The following is an 18,998-nucleotide window of genomic DNA, read 5'->3' on the forward strand; positions in this document are numbered from 1 at the left end:
ATCGTTATTGCTGCAGGCATAGCCGTCAGTTTTATTGTTTGTTATTTTTTGTATATTTATGCTGTTAATTAACTTGCTAGTCGGTGATGCTCAATTGTTGATACTGGTTATATTTTTGCGTATCACTACTGACGAGTTGCTCGCCAGACTGGAGTCCGGCAGTGATCACTAATTTATTTCCTGAAAGCTCGCCAAAAGTGACGTTTCTTTGGTTCAAGTTGTTGTTAGTATCGCGGACAAAAACACTTTGTTTGCTGCGTGGGCGAAAACCGGGTACTTGCTCTATGTAGTTAGCGCCTTGTTGATTTCTAACAAAAACTTGTGCAGAGATGGACAACGCTGGGCGGGCATTGGATGTTAATGCTTCATCAATAACCACTTCAGCTAGAACCGAGCCGTTACTGACCACACTTTCGATACGGGTGATATGGCCCTTGATAATGCCTTTTTGAGTATCAATCAATACCAGAGCATTGATATCTATTTGATCTGCTTGGTTCTGTGGTAAACGTAAACGAGCAATTAACTCTTCGTCACTACCGACTTTTGCTAACGACTGACCTAATTGTACACTTTGACCTAATTCAATTTCTAAGGTTTGCAGTGAGCCTTTAATGCCGGCTTTGACTTTCATATCATCAAGCTGCTGCTCAAGTAGGGCAACTTGTGCTTGTTGCTGAGTGATGGTGATGTCGCGCTGGGTTAGCTGATGACCTTGCATCTCAATAAACTGTTTATATTTTTTCTTTTCAAAACCTAGCCTTCTACTTTCTTGCTTAACGGCTAATTTAGCGCGTTGTAATTCTATTTTTGAAGAAACGCCTAAATCCATTAGGTTTTTGTTCACTGATAGCTCTAACTGCGCTTTTTCAATTTCAGCTTCAATATCAGCAATACGGCCTTGGTAGTTTAAGCGTTCACTTTGTTGTTCATATTTAAAGGCTTCTCTTTGCGCTAATTGTTGAGCAAGCTGACCATTGGCGGCGTTTACTTCCTGCACTAATTTTGGGTTTGTTAAGTGTAAAATGATAGTGTCAGGATTAACTTTGGTACCAGGGCGAACTAAAATTTCAGAGACCTTACCTAAAGCAGGCGCGGTTAATAGACGTTCTTTCGCGGAAGCAAATTCACCATAGGCACTAGCATAGATATCTAGGTCGCCTTTAGCTACCGTTTGAAAGCTTAGTTGGCTCAGCGGGATAGATTTTGTTGCTTTACCACTGACGCTATAGCCGGCGTAGCCCATTAATAAAGTGAAGCTGGCAATGGCGGTCCATTTCTTCCAAGGTTGCTTTTTAGTTAGCGCAATTTTCATAAAGTTTCACTGTAATTCTTAACTGATGAAAGTAGTAATGAAATAACTGTGCCAATATTATAATTGTCATTAAATCAGTGTTTTAGTGTTTTTGTTGGATTATATAAAGTTAATTATGTTCGTTTTTAAATGGCTGATGTTCGAAAGTGAATTCATTTATGGTTTTGCTTATGAGCTTATTTATGAATGAGATGCCAGCTTTGTAGGTAGCGAGTGAACACCTTATTTATCTTGGCTGTTGTAATGTGGTGTAATGTTCTCTTTTTGGCATCTGGGCTAGATTAACAAAGTTGTTGAGCAAAATTTTCTAGCAACGGCGAAATGGTCTTTAGCTGTTAATCACAGGGGGCAATTCATTTACATGTCATTGCTTGAACAAGCTGAAGTTTGTTGGTAACAGGGGTATTATATGCGGCATAGCAAACAGTTTTTAAAGTTGTGCCAATGTTATGTCTAGACGGTGCTTAGGTTAGGTTTATCTAGCGATTTTATTACTTCATCGATACAGAGCCTAAAATATGACCGACGCGCTACCACTGACTATTAAAGTAAATAATGACTTACTCGACCAATTTGCCAAAATAAAATCCATTAGTAATAAGCTTGAGGCACAGTTTAATTTTCAAACCTTAACAGCTAATTGGTATGGCAACGAAAATGATATTTTAATTATTCAGTTATCTTTAGAAACGCCCACCAGTTTTAATAAGCGGCATAAAGAAATTGAAAAATTACCAGCAAGTGAAGTCATTGTCAGCCATTTCTCTGATGACGTGATTAGTAGCTTTAATGAAGCTGAGCAGCAATTACTTTGTATTATAGCTATTACTGATTCAGAGCTGACTTTACTCGAATTGCAGCCAAAGATACTCACTGGTTTTATCGAAAAAAAGTTACATAAAGTACTCAATTTAATCGCTCAGCAGCAGTCTCTGGCTAGCATATGATTGTTAGCATCTCGGGAGGAAATAAAGTTTATGGCTATTAATACCACACGCTTAGACCGTTTTATTAGTGAGTTCTGCAAATTTAATCGCAAAGCTGTACGTTTGGTTTTAGCGCAAAAACGCGTTTATGTCGATGGTGTGTTAGCAAGTGATATTGCGCAACTTGTTGATCAGTTTTCACATATCACCTTAGACAATGCGGTCTTACAAGCGAATGAAACATATTACATTATGCTCAATAAGCCTGTGGGTGTTGTTTGCGCCACCAAAGATGACAAACATAAAACAGTCATTGATTTACTTATTGGACAGTTTGAGCAGGAAACTCGAGAGAGTTTACATATAGTAGGGCGCCTCGATCTAAATACCTCTGGGTTGGTATTGTTAACTAATGATAGCCGCTGGTCTGAGCGCCTCACCTCTCCTGAGCATAAGGTTGCCAAGCATTACCATGTGACACTGGAGAAGCCGCTAACCGATGAATACATCAGTGCTTTTGCCCAAGGTATGTATTTTTCCTATGAAAAAATAACCACACAACCGGCAGAGCTGGAGATTATCTCCCCTTTTAAGGCCAAGGTGATTTTAACCGAAGGGCGTTATCATCAAATAAAACGTATGTTTGGGCGCTTTGATAATAAAGTTGTCGTATTACATCGTTATGCTATTGGCCAGTTGAGCTTAGATGAAACATTAAGCAGTGGTGCAAGTCGGCCGTTATCGGCAGCCGAAGTGCTTAACATAAGTGCTTAAAAATGAATCGAAAACAGATGTTTTTTCTGCTAATTGATTGATGTTATTGATAATAATATCGGTACTCGCATTTTAGTCTTGCTTGGGTATAATGTCATAGCGTAAAATAATGTATCAAAGTTAAAGTAATTGTTAATGGAATTGTTAAATGAATAAATCATTGTTATTGGTTGTGCCGGTTATTATCTTATTGGCAAGTTGTTCGAGTGTTGAGAATGCCTGTGAAGATGTCACTCTAGCATCGGAACAAATTCAACAGTGTCAGGTATTGCACAAACAAATTGTGAATGCCAAAGGTGATGTACTTATTCGTACTGAGTTAGAGCGTCGCTACCAACAAGATTGTATTGAAATTCGTTATTACCGTGATGAACATCAAGCGGCTATCTGCGGTAATAAACATAAGATAAAAGCAGTGAATAAATCAGCTGATATAGAAGCGCAGCAATAAACAAACTCCGTTATGTTTGTTAATTTATTTATCAAATGCTTAAGGTATACGAGAGCGAAATAATTAAACGGTATGGTAATTTTGAAAGCAGAAAATCAACAGACTAAAATGAGTAAATCTGCAGAACAGTTAATACATGCTAAAGAAGCAAGTATTGTTAAGCTGTCTGAAAACGTTGATTTTTTAGAGAAAAAAAATGCCGACTTACAAGCCCGTTATACCGCCTTATTTAAACTTAATCACTTATCCCAAGAGTGTAATGATCTAGATAGCTTCTATCCGCAAGTGCATAACACTATTGCCTCGTTGATGACCGCGGAAAACTTTTTTATTGTTTTATACGATCAAACTTTTGATACCTTAGAGTTTGTTTATTTTATCGATGAAAAAGATGAAATGCCTTCAGGCCTTATCGATTATCAAGATTATGAGGGCTCATTTACTAATTTAGTTATTGAGTCAAAACAACCGCTACTACTGACGCCTGACTTAGAAAAAAAACTTTTCGATAACTATAAAATTAAACAATTTGGTGCCCGAGGTACTGACTGGTTAGGTGTACCCTTACTGCACAATGGCCTAGTTATCGGCACAATCACCATACAAAGTTATGATGAACATATTCGTTATAACGAAGCTGATTTAAATCTGCTTACTTTCGCCGCCCAACACGTTGTTGGTGCTATGGTGCGTTTACAAGATCAGCAACGCTTAAAAAATGCAGTGAATGCCCGAACTAAAGAGTTAATGGCGCAAATTCGTGAGCGAGAAAAGTCAGAGTTATTACAAGAGTCATTATACCGAATATCTGAGTTAACTACTGATATCGAAATCGATATAGATACCTTTTATAGTAAGGTGCACAATATTATTGGTCAGTTGATTAATGCCAAAAATTTCTACATTGCCAAATATGAACAAGATAGCCAAACGTTACATTTTTCTTATTATGAAGACGAACATCCTAGTAATTTAATTAACGATTTCCAAACTAGAAAGCTCTCTAACCGCTATTCTGAATTAGTGTTACGCCGTAGAGAAACTGTGTTATTGACCTATCAAGAAATGATGAGCTTGCACCTTGCCGGTGAAACTTCGAAACCACAAGACGATATTCACTCTTGGCTTGGTGTGCCGCTGATTTATTCAGGGCAGTTACTCGGTGTTATGGTGTTACAAAGCTACCATTATAAAACTACTTACAATCAACAAGATGCCGAGCTGCTTAATTTCGTTTCTAACCATGTTTCTGTGGCCATTAAACGCCGAGAGCTAGCCGATTTTGAGCGACGTAGTCATGAATTACTTGAACAGCAAGTTAAGCTGCGCACCTTAGCCCTTGAAGATGAAATTACCCAGCGTAAACAAGCGGAAAAATTATTAAAGCACACAGCTGCCCATGATAGTTTAACCGGGCTACCGAACCGAACTGTGTTTCTTGATTTACTTAATCACGCGATTGCCTGTGCTAAGCGCAAAGATGATTTTTCTTTTGCGGTACTGTTTTTAGACTTAGATCGTTTTAAAGTGGTTAATGACAGTTTAGGGCATCATGCTGGCGATTTGCTGTTAAAAATAATCGCCCGAGAATTACTGGCTATTGTCCGTGACAAAGATACCGTTGCTCGCTTAGGTGGCGATGAATTTGTCATTTTAATTGAAGACTTACCTTCAAATGATGAAGCTTTTGACGTAGCAGAGCGCATCACCACATTTCTACAAGAACCCTTTACTATCGATAATCAGCTGGTATACACAGGGACTAGTATTGGTATTTCGTTTAGTAATAAGCGCTATGATGATGCTAATACCATGCTAAGAGATGCTGATACGGCTATGTATCATGCCAAAGATAATGGCAGAGGGCGTTATGAAGTCTTTGATGACAGTATGCATCAAAAAGTACAAAACGCTTTAAGTCTTGAGGCGGATATTCGTGAAGCGATTGCTTGGCAGGAGTTTATTCCTTATTTTCAACCAATAATTCAACTCGATAACCTAGAGCTTAAAGGCTTTGAGGCCTTAGCTCGCTGGCAAAGTACTAAACGCGGTTTTGTTTATCCTAATGATTTTATCCCACTGGCTGAAGATACCGACTTAATTCAAGTCATTGATCTGCAGATTATTGAGAAAGCTTGTCAGCAGCTTAAACTTTGGCAGGATGAGATTGGTTGTGATGACCTTTATGTCAGCTGTAATTTATTTTCTAAACAATTTTTTAGTACTAGCTTACCGCAAGATATTGAGAAGGTGTTGCGAGAAACAGGGTTAGCGCCGCACAACTTACGGGTTGAGTTAACCGAGCGCGCTTTGTTGGAAAATGCTGAAATAGTACTGACTAATATGCAAGCTTTAAAGGATATGGGCGTGAAAATATTGCTCGATGACTTTGGTACTGGCTACTCAAGTTTAGGTTATTTGCACCGCTTCCCCATTGATGTACTAAAAATTGATCGCTCCTTCATTAGTAATGTCCATGAGCATGAAAATCATAGTGCCATTATTCGTACCATAGTCGATTTAGCTAATAACTTACAAATGGCTACTGTCGGTGAAGGCATAGAAAATTTAGCTGATGCTGAATTATTGCAAGAAAAAGGCTGTATATACGGACAAGGCTATTATTTTGCCAAACCGATGTCGCCAAAAGATGCCACTGATTATATTATTGAGAAAATAACTAAGTAAGAAACCAAGTAAATAACTAAGTAACTCACTTGGTAAGAATCCACTCACGTCGACAATCTGCCCGCACACAAATCATCCAGTAACTCATTAGATGGATGATTTTCAGTATATTATTCTGACAATTCGCCATTTAACCCTAGGATAATTCGGAAAGTCCGCAAAATAACCAGCACATTCTGTGGCTGTTCTCCTAAACTTCGCTTATATATTTAATGTTGTCACTTATTAATGTTTTATTTATTAATAGGAATTCGACTATAACTAAAGCAGGAATTAGCCTGCTTGCATTTAAGGAAATAGCCATGCTTTTTACTGGTTCATTAATCACTGATTGCCCGATTAGACAAAAAATTCGTGAATTTTATCGTATCGATGAAAATGTTGCCGTTGACCACATTCTACCTATTGCTGAAGTTAACGTTAGCGCCCGTAGTCGTGCTTGGGAACGTGCCCGTAAGATGGTAGTGCAAATTCGTCAAGATCAGGAAGGTAAAGGCGCAATTGATGCGTTACTAAATGAGTATTCACTTTCTTCAGAAGAAGGTGTGGTATTAATGTGTTTGGCGGAAGCGTTATTACGTGTGCCAGACAAACATACACAAGATGAACTTATTCGCGATAAAATTTCTCAAGGTCAATGGAGCTCTCACTTAGGTGCCAGTGATTCCATATTTGTTAATGCTTCATCATGGGGCTTGTTATTGACTGGCTCTATGGTTGATTACGCAGATAAACGTAAAAAAGATCACTTTGGTTTATTGAAAAAAACTATTGGCCGTTTAGGTGAACCCGTCATTCGTAAATCAATGAACTATGCCATGAAAATTATGGGCAAACAGTTCGTTATGGGTGAAACCATTAAAGCCGCTACTGTGCGTGCTGCGACCAAAGAGCAGCAAGGTTATGTTTATTCATACGATATGCTGGGTGAAGGCGCACGTACTATGGCTGATGCCGATAAGTACTTTAAAGCCTATGAAGATGCTATTACTGCCATTGGTGAAGTAGCCGTTGCTTCAGGTAAAAATGATCCACGTAAAGTACCTGGTATTTCAATTAAATTATCTGCTATTCATCCGCGTTATGAGTTTTCTCATAAAGGCCGAGTCATGGCAGAAATAGTACCTAAGTTAAAGGCGTTATGTTTACAAGCTAAGCAATACAACATTGGCTTAACGGTTGATGCTGAAGAATCTGAGCGTTTAGATATCTCCTTAGATATTATTGAAGCTGTGTTTAGTGATAGTGACCTAGGTGATTGGCAAGGCTTTGGTTTAGCACTACAAGCCTACCAAAAACGCGCCATTTTTGTGGTTGAGTGGTTGCGTGATTTAACCTTGCGCACAAACAGAAAAATGATGGTGCGTTTAGTTAAAGGGGCTTATTGGGATACTGAGATTAAAAATGCTCAAAAAGATGGCTTAAGTCATTTCCCTGTTTTTACCCGTAAGTCATCGACTGATGTTTCTTATCATGCTTGTGCCAACAAATTACTAGAATACCGCGATACTATTTACCCACAATTTGCCACGCATAATGCTTACACTGCGGCAACTATTGTTGAACTCGCTGGCGATGATAAAGCTGGCTTTGAATTCCAATGTTTACATGGCATGGGTGATTCTCTGTATGATCAAATTGTTAAAGATGAAAGCATTCAATGTCGAATTTATGCGCCGGTAGGTCATCATGAAGACTTACTTGCCTACTTGGTACGCCGTTTATTAGAAAATGGCGCTAACTCATCTTTTGTTAATGCCATTGTTGATGAGTCACAACCAGTTGAATCATTATTAGAAGATCCGGTAGAAAAAACTCAGCGTTTAAAAGCTAAATACAATAATCAAATCATGATGCCTATTGATCTGTATCGTGGTGAAGAGAAAGTTGAAGGAACGCAAGGTCGTGATAATTCTAAGGGTTTAGACTTAAGCGATATTAATGAAATTACGCCACTAAAAGCGTCTTTAGATACTTGGTTTGTTGAGCATTTACTTAACAAAAATGATGTACCTGAAGGGGCTAATGCGGTGATGAACCCAGCTAAGCGCTCTGAAATTATTGGTTTCCATCAACATGCTAGCAAAGATGATATGTTGGCAATGATTGGTAAAGCTGACACTGCGTTTACTACTTGGTCACAAACACCTGTCACTGAACGTGCCGCGTTACTGTGCCGCATTGCTGATATTTTAGAACGCCATACCGATGAGCTTATCGCTTTGTGTATCAAAGAAGCCGGTAAAGTCGCCCAAGATGGTATTGATGAAGTACGTGAGGCCGTTGATTTTTGTCGTTACTACGCCGCTCGCGCGATTGAATTAAGCGATGATGAAAGACTAGAAGCTCGTGGTGTCGTCTTATGTATTAGCCCGTGGAACTTCCCGCTAGCTATTTTCTTAGGGCAAGTCGCTGCGGCAATTGCTACCGGTAATACCGTGCTAGCAAAACCTGCTGAGCAAACCGGTTTAATTGCCTTACGTACCATTGAATTAATGAAGTCTGTAGGTTTACCTGAAAACGTAGTACAAGCGGTTATAGCGCGCGGTAGTGCGGTAGGTAATACTATTATTCCTGATAGCCGTATCCAAACCGTTATGTTTACTGGCTCGACAGAAACAGGCACATTAATTTCACAAACCCTAGCTGAACGTGGTGGTGACCAAGTACCATTAATTGCTGAGACTGGCGGTCAGAACTGTATGATCGTTGACTCAACGGCTTTACCTGAGCAAGTGGTAGACGATGTTATTTCATCGGGTTTCCAAAGTGCTGGTCAACGTTGTTCGGCACTGCGAGTACTGTTTTTACAAGAAGACATTGCTGATGATGTTATTACTATGCTGCAAGGTGCCTTAGCTGAATTACATGTTGGTAACCCTGCAAAATTAAGCACTGATATTGGCCCGGTAATTGATCAAAAAGCCCTTGATGCGCTTAATGCCCACGCCGAGTATATGAAGTCTCATGGTAAATTATTATACCAATGTGAGTTTTCTGATGAAGTAGTTGATGAAGAGGGTCACTTCTTCTTTGCGCCACGCTTATATGAAATTGATGATATTAGCGTATTAACGAAAGAAGTTTTTGGTCCTTGTGTACATATTGTGCGTTTCAAAGGGGATGAAATTGAAAGTGTTGTTGATAAAATTAATGGCACCGGTTTTGGTCTCACTATGGGCATTCATACACGTATTGAGCAAAGAGCCATTGAACTAGCAAAATTATCGCGTGCCGGTAATATATACATTAACCGTAATATGATTGGCGCTGTTGTTGGTGTACAGCCTTTTGGTGGTCGTGGTCTTTCGGGTACTGGTCCAAAAGCGGGTGGTCCAAGTTACTTAACACGTTTAGTTAAAGAAAAGGCAACGCCAGATGCTAGCAGCTTTAATTTACCGATAGAAAAAATTGCTAACTTAACTGGCAGTGCCGCAGAGAAGCATGAAGCTACACGTTTAATGGACAAAGCGAACTGGGCCGAGAAAGAGTGGCGCTTAACTGAGTTAAACACTCGTATTTCTTGTGTACGTCAGTTACTTGCTAAAATAGCCCATGTAGAAATTGTTGATGATTTAGCCGACGATTTAAACCTGACTTTAGCCGCCGCACGTTCGCAGCTTATTAATATTGAAAAACGTTTGAAAAAGCCACAAGAATTACCTGGGCCAACGGGTGAATCCAATATTATTTACTTGGAAAACCGCGGTAATATTATTTGTTATGCCGATGAGAAAGTCAGCTTCCACTTCTGGGTACAATCGATAGTGACAGCACTTGCGACCGGTAATACCGTTATTACTGTTGTTTCTGACTTGTTTTACCAAGAAGCGTTAGCCTTTAGAGATAAGTTTAATGCTACCGGTGCCAGTAAAGGTGTTTTTCAAGTGGCTAAATTATGTCACTTAGAAACTTTGCTAGCTCACCCTGCTTTATCGGGTGTGGTGGTTGATAGTAATTGTGAGAATAAGCACTATGTCAGTGAAAAATTAGCACAACGTTACGGCGCTATTTTACCGGTAATAAGCTCTGAGTATTTTGATAACTTAATTCAACGCTTAATTACTGAGAAAACCATTAGTATTGATACTACCGCCTCAGGTGGTAATACTTCACTAATGACCATGGTTGAAGAAGACTAGTTAGTTGATGTAACAACTTTCAAGTGACTTTAAATAAAGCGCGAACTTTACTCTTGAGTAGAGTTCGCGTTTTTTGTTTTTTTTCTGCTAAAGTTATATTAATATTGATATGGCAGTATCAACAATAACCCCTACTAAATAGTGTTTATATGACTAATAACAAAACAAAGCCCTTAGATCGAATCGATAGAGTTATTTTATCTACGCTACAAGCCGATGGTAGAATTTCAAATGTTGAGTTAGCTAAAAAGGTTAACTTAAGTGCTAGCCCTTGTTTAGATCGAGTCAAGCGTTTAGAAAGCGAAGGTTATATTGAGCGTTACGGGGCATTTTTATCTGCTAGTAAACTTAATTACAGCATGACTGCCTTTGTGCAGGTGACTTTAAACCGCAGCACTTCCGATACTTTTAAGATATTTAAAAAAGAAGTGGTAACCATTAAAGAAGTGGTCGAATGTCATTTAATTGCCGGTGGTTATGACTATTTATTGAAAATTCGTTTTGCTGATATGGAAGGTTACCGACAAGTATTAGAAAAAATAACTGATTTACCGGCCATTGCACAAACAAGTACCTATATGGTGACAGAACATATCAAGCATGACAGAGGCGTACCGTTTGACTAGCTTAACCTTACTTAGCTAAGCTTAATTTTCGGTAATCGTCTGATTTTAAGATAAAATTAACATTGTTAAGCGGATATAGCTTTGCTATATATTTAAGGTCTAGATTTATAATGTTTTACTTCAAGGGTCTATCTTAAGGAGTGACTATGAACGCACATGAATACGCATTACAAGCTAACGGCTCGTTTGCTCTACCTGATGCCTGCTTTAAAGTAAAAGCCTTGATGGCCGATGACAGCGCTGAAATTTCTGATTTTGCTGATGTTATTGGTATTGATCCTTCGATGACCTCTCGATTATTACAAATAGCCAACAGTGCCATTTATAGCTTCCCTGGCGAAATTAGTACTATTTCGCGCGCGATTACCATCATTGGCACGCAGGCTATTTATAATATGATGCTAGTCGATGTTGCCGCCTCCGCGTTTAAGCACTTTGAAAATCAAGCCATTGATTTAAAACGTTTTTGGCGTATGAGTGTTTATTGCGGCCTGGCCTCTAAAAACTTAGCTATTAGTGCTGGCAAACGTGATATTGAGCGCTTATTTATTGCCGGCTTATTACAAAATTTCGGCGAGTTATTAGTCGCTAAAATAAATCCAGAAGTTGCTCAGCGTTGTGAGCAATATGGTAAAGATCAACTACCCTGGCAGTTGCAAGAGCTTGCCTTAGGTTTTACCTATACGGATGTATCTGCTGATTTACTCAAAATATGGCAGCTGCCCGAAAAAATTATTCTACCTATTCGCCATTTTAATGCTGCAGCGAGTATTGAAATTAATCAAGATGTTAAAATTCTAAATTTGGCTTCCCGGCTGGCGTTAATTGATAGCCACAGTAGCGAATTTTCTTATGATGATGTAATTGATGAATCTTTATGTCAGTCGCTGGGTCTGTCTGCAGAGGATCTCTCGCAAGCTGCTGAGTTTGCCGAAAGTGAAGCAACCAGTATTTTATCTATTATGAATCCCAAGCTTTTTTCTAAATAAATCATCTCGATTCAATGGCTGTTTATGCCGCTAATCTAAAGTTTTCTAATCTAACTTTTTCTAACAAAACGCTTGCTAAGCTTTGGCTTCTGGCAAATCAGAGGTCCATTTTTAGTGCTCGATTGTCAGAGGTTACTTTTCAGCGTTCATTTTCCAAAGGTTATTTTCTAGAGGAATTTGAACTTGAAATACTGCTTGATAAGCTTGATTAAAGTTTACTAAATCATTGTTATCTAAATAACGGGTGTGTGCCTGGTAAAAGCTATAACTAAGATAAAGATTTTGTAATGATTTATTAATATCCGCGATGATTTTTTGACCTAAAGGGCCTTTATTACAAGCGACATAACCAATAATATATCCTGGCGAGCCCGCTATCTCTAACGAGTCTAGTGTGATAGTTGTTACTGAATTTTTTAGTGCCTCATTAACACTAATTGGATAATCAATAATGTAATCAATGCGATTTTTTAATAGCATTTTGACCAGCGAAGTAGTGGACTCTCCGCCACTCCTAATCACTAGGTTATGTTTGTCCAAGCTAGCTATTTGCTTATCTAAGAACACCCCCAAAGACCTACCTCTATCAATGCCTAAAGTATAAGTAGAATTACTGGTAAATAACGAAGCTAATGATATCAACTGCTGGTCTTTATTTAGGGCACTTTGCGGTAGAGCGCTAGCTATAGAATTTCCTTTATAATAAAGACGTAAATCTAAAGCAATATTAAGCGGTAAACTAAAAATATTATCCCTTAAACGTTCGGGCGTTTTAACTCTATTTGGCGAACAACTGTTGGGAAGTTTTTTTAATAACCTTGCGATACTCGGGCTTTGGGCAAATTCAACGCTAAATTGGTATTGCGGTAAGGATTTCATCAACAAGCGCGTGGTATCTATTACCGTAGAGGTTGGCACACTAGTGGCTTGATTTAACAGACTAGAATTTTTTTCATCATAGCTGAACCAGTATATTTTATCTCGTGCAATGCTCGTCGGGCAATAACAACAAAAAAATAATAAAATGATAATGATGAAAGATTTTTGCATTAAATAGCTGACCTGTAAGTGAGTTATGGTTTTATCGGCTGATAAAACGAGTCATTTAACAGTAGAAAAAGCCCATATGTTAGATGTTTTACTTGAGTCCGTAATCAAGAATATACACAGTAGCACTTTGTTATTTTATTGATCAAAGTATAGCTTAGCTAAAAAGAAGACAAAGTTGTTAAAGCTTGCTAGCATCGAGAGATCAGTTTTATCACGTTATCATAATAATTATAAAAAAAAGGATAAGTATGTCGGCTTCAAGAGAGCACTTTAGCTCACGAATTGGATTTATTTTAGCAGCCGCAGGCTCTGCCGTGGGTATTGGTAATTTAGTTGGCTTTCCGGTCAATGCCGCGAAAAATGGTGGCGGAGCATTTTTACTAATGTATGCGGTTTTTGTTTTTCTTATTTGTTTACCTGTGATGATTGCTGAAATGGCTGTTGGTCGCAATACCGCTAAAGAGCCTGTTGGGGCATTTAAAAGTTTAAGCCAAGGCAGTAAGTTTTGGGGGGCTGCTGGCTTCTTAGGAGTATTGACTCCGTTTATGATTGCTGTTTTTTATATGGTTATCACGGTGTGGATTTTTGGTTATATTGTTTTAACGCTAACTGGGCATTTAGATTACCTAGCAAGTGGTGCCGGCTTTGGTGAGTTTATTAACAGTCCTTATTTGTATCTTGCCTTAGTCGCAGTAGCAGGCATTGTTAGCTTTATTCTGGCCGCAGGGGTAAAAGATGGCATTGAAAGAGCCGCTAAAACCTTAATGCCGACTTTGTTGGTGATGCTGATAATAATGGTGGCATTTGTCTTAACTCTTGATAATGCCATGGCAGGTGTGACTTTCTTCTTAGTACCCGATATTAGTAAAATAACGCCGAGCGTGGTTAATGGCGCTTTATCACAAGCCTTTTTCTCCTTGTCTTTAGGTATGGGCATATTGCTAACGTATGGCTCTTATATAAATAAAGAAACCAATATTCCTAACTCTGCTAAGCTGGTAGCACTTACCGATACCGGTGTGGCATTTATTGCTGGTTTGATGATTCTACCGGCGGTATTTTCATTTAATCCTGAAATTAACCCTGCTGAACTCAGTGACAGTTCAGTATCATTAATCTTTACTTTCTTACCTAAAATATTTTTAGCTCTGCAAACCTCATTAGGTTATGTTGGTGCTAGTGCCGTAGCCGCTTTCTTTTTCTTATTAGTTTTCTTTGCTGCTATTACATCACTGGTCTCTATCATAGAAGTACCGGTCTCATATTTAGTTACTGAGAAAAAACAAAGCCGTAAAAAAGCCTTAGGTTACTTAACCGTTACTGCTGGGATATTAACTTTATTTGCCATGGCGTCTTTTGGTATGGTGTCATTTTTTACTGAGTTCACTTCCTATGCCGGTGGTACTAAGTCATTTTTTGATGTTGTTTATGATGTTTTCTACGATACGATTTTACCGCTGAATGGCTTCTTAGTTTGTGTTTTTGTTAGCTATCGCTGGAAGAAGAAGCAATTATCGGAAGAGCTAAGTATTGGTAACGAAAATTATAAAGGCTCATGGGTAGAGAAATATATTAACTTTTCATTGGGTACTTTTATCCCAGCCATAGTTTTACTTATCTTTATTAATACCGTAGCAACTAAATTTTTCGCGGTAAGCCTGTTTGGTTTTTAGTTAAGCACTTCAGCGGATATAAACGCTCTAACCGATTTAAACGCTCAACAATAACTTAATAGATTTCGTATTAATGTTATTATTGGGCGTTTTTTACTTTTAACTCTTAGTTATTAAATATCCGAACCTCAGCCACGATAGAACATATTACCAGCCATGATTGAACATATTACTAGTACCGACTTTACCGACGCCCAACGACTATTTCATGGTCGAGGACATGCTTTCCCTAACTTAAACCACGTTAATGTTGATTGGTTATCGCCAGTTATTCTTATCACCTTATATCAAGCGGTAGATAGCAAATGGCTGGCAGAGCAAGCTAATGCATTAAAAGCCTTAGTTAAAGAGTGTCGCTCGGTGCAAGTACAGCATCGCTATGAAAAATTTTCGCCAACAGAATTATTACTCGGGGAGCCAATAAGTAACACTGTGGTCAGTGAGCAAGGGCTTAATTATCATATCGAGTTTGGCAAGGCACAAAATAGTGGCTTATTTTTGGATATGAGTAATGGTAGAGCCTGGCTAAGGCAGCATGCACAAGACAAAAATGTTCTAAACCTATTTGCTTATACCTGTGCTTTTTCATTAAGTGCTATCGCTGGTGGCGCCAGTAAGACAGTTAATATCGACTTAAGTAAAGCCTCGTTAAGTAAAGGTAGGGAAAATCACCAGCTTAACTTGTTGGCTAAAAAACAGGGTAAACACATTGTTTTTGAAGGTGTCGATATTTTCAAATCGAACAGCCGTATTAAAAAATATGGCCCTTATGATATTTTAATCTGCGATCCGCCGTCATTCCAGAAAGGTAGTGTCAATATTGAGCGTGACTACGCCAAGATAATTCGCCGAATTCCACAGTGGATGAACCCCGGTGCAACCTTGATGTTATGTTTAAACTCCCCAGATTTAGATGACAACTTTTTAAAAGAAGAAGTGGCGCGTGAATGCCCTGATTGTAAATTTGAACAGCGCATAGAAAACCCTGAAGTCTTTAAAGAAGCACATGAGGGTAAAGGCCTTAAAGTTTTGATCTTCACTTATCAGCCAAGTTAACAATATGAATTTTTTTAAGGGCTAGCTTTGCGGGTTTGCCGTTCAATGGTTTTAATGCGCCAAAAACGGGCAAATCTGGGGATACCTGCCTGTGTTAGTCCGTTATATTTAAAGGTAATGGTAGTGCCAATCTCTGGCGGATTGGCACGTTGGTAATCACTAAAGCCAGAGCCTATCTTAAAAACAACGCCATTTGCTAATTTAACTTCAATGGCGCCAAGCTGCCCTTGATACTTACCTTTTCCCTTGGTATGAGCAATGACAGTAGCTTCTGCATCTTGATTTTTCTTCAGCTTCATTAATGCGGAGTTACGGCCAATTTTATAGTGGCCACTGGCAAGGTGCAGCATAAGCCCTTCACCTTGCGTTGTGACTACGTCATTCAATTTATCCTCAAGGGCACTTAAGCTGTAAAATCGCACTTGGCTGATCATAGCTAAATAGGGTGATTGGATCTGTGTCAATAAAGCCCGCATTTTTTTAACCCGCTTGCTAAAGTCTCCTGGGTGGTTTGGTAGATCAAACATCATAAAACGGATATTTCGCCAGCAGCTAATTGTTTGATTTTCTTCTGCCTGTTGTTTACTCACACAGGAAAGTAATGACTGAAATTGACTTCGTGCTATCCATAATTCACCATCCATAGGCTGAGTAGGCCAGTATTGAGTGAACCAAGTAGGGCTGTTAATTAAGTTACCTTGGCGAGTGATTAATTGTTTGCCATCCCAATAACCGCGTACACCATCAAGTTTTTCAGAAACAAAATACTGACTAATATCCGCTACTTTACGATAGCTAATAGCGTGCTGTAGCTTAGGTTTGCTAGGCTTCTTCTGCTGTTGATTTTGTTGAGGGTTCTTTTGTCGATTATTGGGCGGTTCTTGCTGTGCTTTTACGGGCGGGCCGATTATTAAAATTAGGGTAAATAAAATAAGTAAACTGTACTTTTTCATCACTAACTTCCATGTAATTCGATCTTGGTAAAAAGTAAAGTTTAGTCTATATTTGGAAAATGAATACCTTAATGATTAAGGTCTTTAGCTGAGTGATTTCGGTTAAACTAACTAGGTTAGCAAGGATTGCTATGATGAAAATATTTACTTTTCTTACTGTTGTATATGCCGCTATCGTAGCTGTGCTGTTAACATTTAGCACGGCTTCATCCGCTAAAAAAAGGTGCAAGCCTTTGCTAGAGAAACTCCATAATATTCAAGCTACGCAGCGTAAAAGCTACTCTTTAAAAAGGGGGCAAACTTTACGGGCCAAAGAGGATAAAGCAAGAGATAAGTGGTGGCAGTGTGAGAATAGCTCTTTAGCGTCATTTAAGTCGAAATACGGCACAAAAAAGAAAAAGTCAAAAAAGAAATCAAAGAAAAAGGTGTTGGCAAGTAAGAGTACTTATTACACAAAAATGAATAAAGAAATCTTAAATTCATCAAAGCAGCGGGTAACCTTTAATCAAGATAGCGCAATTGTCATTAAAGCAAAATATCAAGGAGACAAGAGGCTGGCTTGGTTACAGTTTTATCAGCAACCGATGAAGTGCCAGAGCCCCAAGAATCTTAATGTTTTTGCTTATTGCACTGAAGATAAATTACAAAAACAAGGTTTATTTGAGCAAAAGTACAGCAGATGATTTAGTGGCCGATTTAAGCTTGGTAATCTGCTTTACTTGCATGGTATTGCTCAACCATGGTATCAATAACTTCTTGATCATAAGCACGTAAGCCACTTAATAACATGTGCTTTTTACCATGACCAATAACTTTACCGTTTGATAATAAATCAAATTCAAGCCAAGCATTACCGCGTTTACCCTCTATAGATAAGCTTGTTTTAGCAAGTTGCAAAGTGACAGATTCAGCTTCTAAAGTATGTAAGTCAATAGACATAGATTGATACATTACCATAGGGCGAGCTGGGTTGATCATTACCTTATTTTCAGCCATCAACTTAACTAAAATATCAGGGAAAGTGTGACCAGAAAAATCTACATAGGCTTTTGTTAGCGCATTGATTAATGTCGGGTTATGTGTTTTTTCACCACTAACATTAACACTCAAACAGGTTTTATCTTTCTCATCTTTGATATCAAAGTTAGTGTCAATTTGCTGTGGAAAGGTTAAATGAACATTGTCGTTAACCATACCAGAAAAATTGAAGGTCATTTGTTGATGAAGCCCAGATTTTGCGATAATGATTGAAAACAATAAGTCACCGGGTACACAGAAACGTTTAGCATCGATATTATGTAAAGGGTTAAAATCATCTGCTACTTGCTTAGCAAAGTCACTAGCTTGTTGACGAGTGAAGCTGATTTTATCAGCGCTAATAGGACAATAATTTTCAATAAACATTTCTTTAATAGACATCAGTGCAACTTCATATTGAGTAAAACATATTCGATCGCAGCATTCTAACAGCACTTTTACTTTAAATCGAAAAAATAGTGCACATCTCTAACTGAGCAGACCTGTTACTTTTGTTTATGGATACTTATTGGCACTGAAAAATATTTGTTTCAGGGTCCTTGATATCTACGGACTAGTTGCTCTTTTTTGTTTTTCGTGAGATGGCGGATTTGATACTCTCTTTTGCAAGCCGAGCTTTTATTGTCTGCTGCCTCGAGGTAAGCCAAGCTAACAGGTCGTCTCGCACGGGTATATTTTGCGCCAAGTTTACTGTTATTATGCTCGGTAACTCGGCGTTGAATATCTGTGGTAACACCAGCATATAAGCTATTATCGTTACAGCGAAGTAAATAAACCCACCAAGCCGTTGTCTTGTTATGTTCTGTCATGCTCTGTGTTGTCATGTTATCTGTAGTCATATAACGCAATAATCAATATCAAAGAAAGTAAAAGTAAATAATGGTAAATAAAAGTGCTTGAAATATCAAATAATGTCAGCTTGGCGGATTGGGAAATAGAGTTGAGTGCAATACGCGCTACGGGTAATGGTGGCCAACGTGTTAATAAGGTGGCAACAGCTATTCACCTGCGTTTCGATATTAAGCGTTCCTCATTACCTGCCGTCTATAAGGAGCGCTTACTTGCTTCTAAAGATAGTCGTGTAACTAAAGATGGCGTTGTTATCATCAAAGCACAAAAATTTCGTACCCAAGAAATGAATAAAGTGGATGCGTTAGCGCGTTTAAAAGATTTTATTCTATCAATGATGGTAGTACAAAAAAATCGACGAGCGACAAAACCAACCAAGGGTTCGGTGAAGAGACGCTTAGCTGGCAAAGCAAATCGGAAAGTCGTCAAACAAACACGAAAGAAAGTACAGTTCTAATGTTAAAGAAA

General features: G+C 38.5%; 16 protein-coding genes. 11 read left to right on the forward strand and 5 right to left on the reverse strand.

Features of this window, described 5'->3' with window-relative positions:
• Nucleotides 1-76: 76 nt before the first annotated feature.
• Nucleotides 77-1,315, reverse strand: a complete 1,239-nt coding sequence (locus HRT55_RS06530; RefSeq protein WP_291619799.1) for an HlyD family efflux transporter periplasmic adaptor subunit — start codon at nt 1,313-1,315, stop codon at nt 77-79.
• Nucleotides 1,316-1,833: 518 nt separating this feature from the next.
• Here HRT55_RS06530 and HRT55_RS06535 point away from each other — a divergent pair.
• The 7 genes from HRT55_RS06535 to HRT55_RS06565 all read left to right on the forward strand — a co-directional run bounded on the left by HRT55_RS06535 (nt 1,834) and on the right by HRT55_RS06565 (nt 11,911).
• Nucleotides 1,834-2,262: a hypothetical protein gene (locus tag HRT55_RS06535; protein WP_291619800.1), complete on the forward strand. Its 429-nt coding sequence runs from the start codon at nt 1,834-1,836 to the stop codon at nt 2,260-2,262.
• 30 nt (nt 2,263-2,292) lie between these two features.
• The gene (locus HRT55_RS06540; protein ID WP_291619801.1) at nt 2,293-3,015 is read left to right on the forward strand and encodes a 16S rRNA pseudouridine(516) synthase; all 723 of its coding nucleotides are present in this window, start codon (nt 2,293-2,295) and stop codon (nt 3,013-3,015) included.
• A 148-nt stretch (nt 3,016-3,163) separates the two neighbouring features.
• The gene (locus HRT55_RS06545) at nt 3,164-3,466 is read left to right on the forward strand and encodes a hypothetical protein (RefSeq protein ID WP_291619802.1); all 303 of its coding nucleotides are present in this window, start codon (nt 3,164-3,166) and stop codon (nt 3,464-3,466) included.
• Nucleotides 3,467-3,574: 108 nt separating this feature from the next.
• Nucleotides 3,575-6,154, forward strand: a complete 2,580-nt coding sequence (locus tag HRT55_RS06550; RefSeq protein ID WP_291619803.1) for an EAL domain-containing protein — start codon at nt 3,575-3,577, stop codon at nt 6,152-6,154.
• Nucleotides 6,155-6,456: 302 nt separating this feature from the next.
• The gene (putA, locus tag HRT55_RS06555; RefSeq protein WP_291619805.1) at nt 6,457-10,296 is read left to right on the forward strand and encodes a bifunctional proline dehydrogenase/L-glutamate gamma-semialdehyde dehydrogenase PutA; all 3,840 of its coding nucleotides are present in this window, start codon (nt 6,457-6,459) and stop codon (nt 10,294-10,296) included.
• Nucleotides 10,297-10,445: 149 nt separating this feature from the next.
• Nucleotides 10,446-10,922, forward strand: coding sequence for a winged helix-turn-helix transcriptional regulator (locus HRT55_RS06560; RefSeq protein ID WP_291619806.1), 477 nt, complete (start codon nt 10,446-10,448; stop codon nt 10,920-10,922).
• 146 nt (nt 10,923-11,068) lie between these two features.
• Nucleotides 11,069-11,911 carry an HDOD domain-containing protein gene (locus tag HRT55_RS06565; RefSeq protein WP_291619807.1) on the forward strand — a complete coding sequence of 281 codons (843 nt, stop codon included), beginning with the start codon at nt 11,069-11,071 and terminating at the stop codon, nt 11,909-11,911.
• A 132-nt stretch (nt 11,912-12,043) separates the two neighbouring features.
• Here the strand turns inward: HRT55_RS06565 and HRT55_RS06570 are convergent, their stop codons facing one another.
• Complete coding sequence (locus tag HRT55_RS06570) at nt 12,044-12,961, reverse strand: hypothetical protein (RefSeq protein WP_291619808.1); 918 nt, start codon at nt 12,959-12,961, stop codon at nt 12,044-12,046.
• A gap of 248 nt (nt 12,962-13,209) precedes the next feature.
• Between HRT55_RS06570 and HRT55_RS06575 the strand changes: the two genes are divergently transcribed.
• On the forward strand, nt 13,210-14,634 hold the full coding sequence (locus tag HRT55_RS06575; protein WP_291619810.1) for a sodium-dependent transporter: 1,425 nt from the start codon (nt 13,210-13,212) through the stop codon (nt 14,632-14,634).
• Between the two features lie 156 nt (nt 14,635-14,790).
• Nucleotides 14,791-15,690: a class I SAM-dependent methyltransferase gene (locus HRT55_RS06580; RefSeq protein ID WP_291619812.1), complete on the forward strand. Its 900-nt coding sequence runs from the start codon at nt 14,791-14,793 to the stop codon at nt 15,688-15,690.
• Between the two features lie 14 nt (nt 15,691-15,704).
• Here HRT55_RS06580 and HRT55_RS06585 read toward each other — a convergent pair whose 3' ends face one another.
• Nucleotides 15,705-16,643 (reverse strand): DNA ligase, encoded by a 939-nt coding sequence (locus HRT55_RS06585; protein ID WP_291619813.1) that lies wholly within the window; start codon nt 16,641-16,643, stop codon nt 15,705-15,707.
• Between the two features lie 131 nt (nt 16,644-16,774).
• Here HRT55_RS06585 and HRT55_RS06590 point away from each other — a divergent pair, with 131 nt between their 5' ends.
• A complete protein-coding gene (locus tag HRT55_RS06590) occupies nt 16,775-17,326 on the forward strand; it encodes a hypothetical protein (RefSeq protein ID WP_291619815.1) in 552 nt (183 codons plus the stop codon).
• A gap of 13 nt (nt 17,327-17,339) precedes the next feature.
• Here HRT55_RS06590 and HRT55_RS06595 read toward each other — a convergent pair whose 3' ends face one another.
• Both HRT55_RS06595 and HRT55_RS06600 read right to left on the reverse strand, forming a co-directional pair.
• Complete coding sequence (locus HRT55_RS06595; protein WP_291619817.1) at nt 17,340-18,062, reverse strand: DUF3581 family protein; 723 nt, start codon at nt 18,060-18,062, stop codon at nt 17,340-17,342.
• Nucleotides 18,063-18,211: 149 nt separating this feature from the next.
• A complete protein-coding gene (locus HRT55_RS06600) occupies nt 18,212-18,520 on the reverse strand; it encodes a GIY-YIG nuclease family protein (RefSeq protein ID WP_291619819.1) in 309 nt (102 codons plus the stop codon).
• A 53-nt stretch (nt 18,521-18,573) separates the two neighbouring features.
• Between HRT55_RS06600 and arfB the strand changes: the two genes are divergently transcribed.
• Nucleotides 18,574-18,987 (forward strand): alternative ribosome rescue aminoacyl-tRNA hydrolase ArfB, encoded by a 414-nt coding sequence (gene arfB, locus HRT55_RS06605; protein ID WP_291614126.1) that lies wholly within the window; start codon nt 18,574-18,576, stop codon nt 18,985-18,987.
• The last annotated feature ends 11 nt before the right edge of the window (nt 18,988-18,998 follow it).

Source organism: Colwellia sp., assembly GCF_013214175.1.
In the GTDB taxonomy this organism is placed as follows: domain Bacteria; phylum Pseudomonadota; class Gammaproteobacteria; order Enterobacterales; family Alteromonadaceae; genus Colwellia.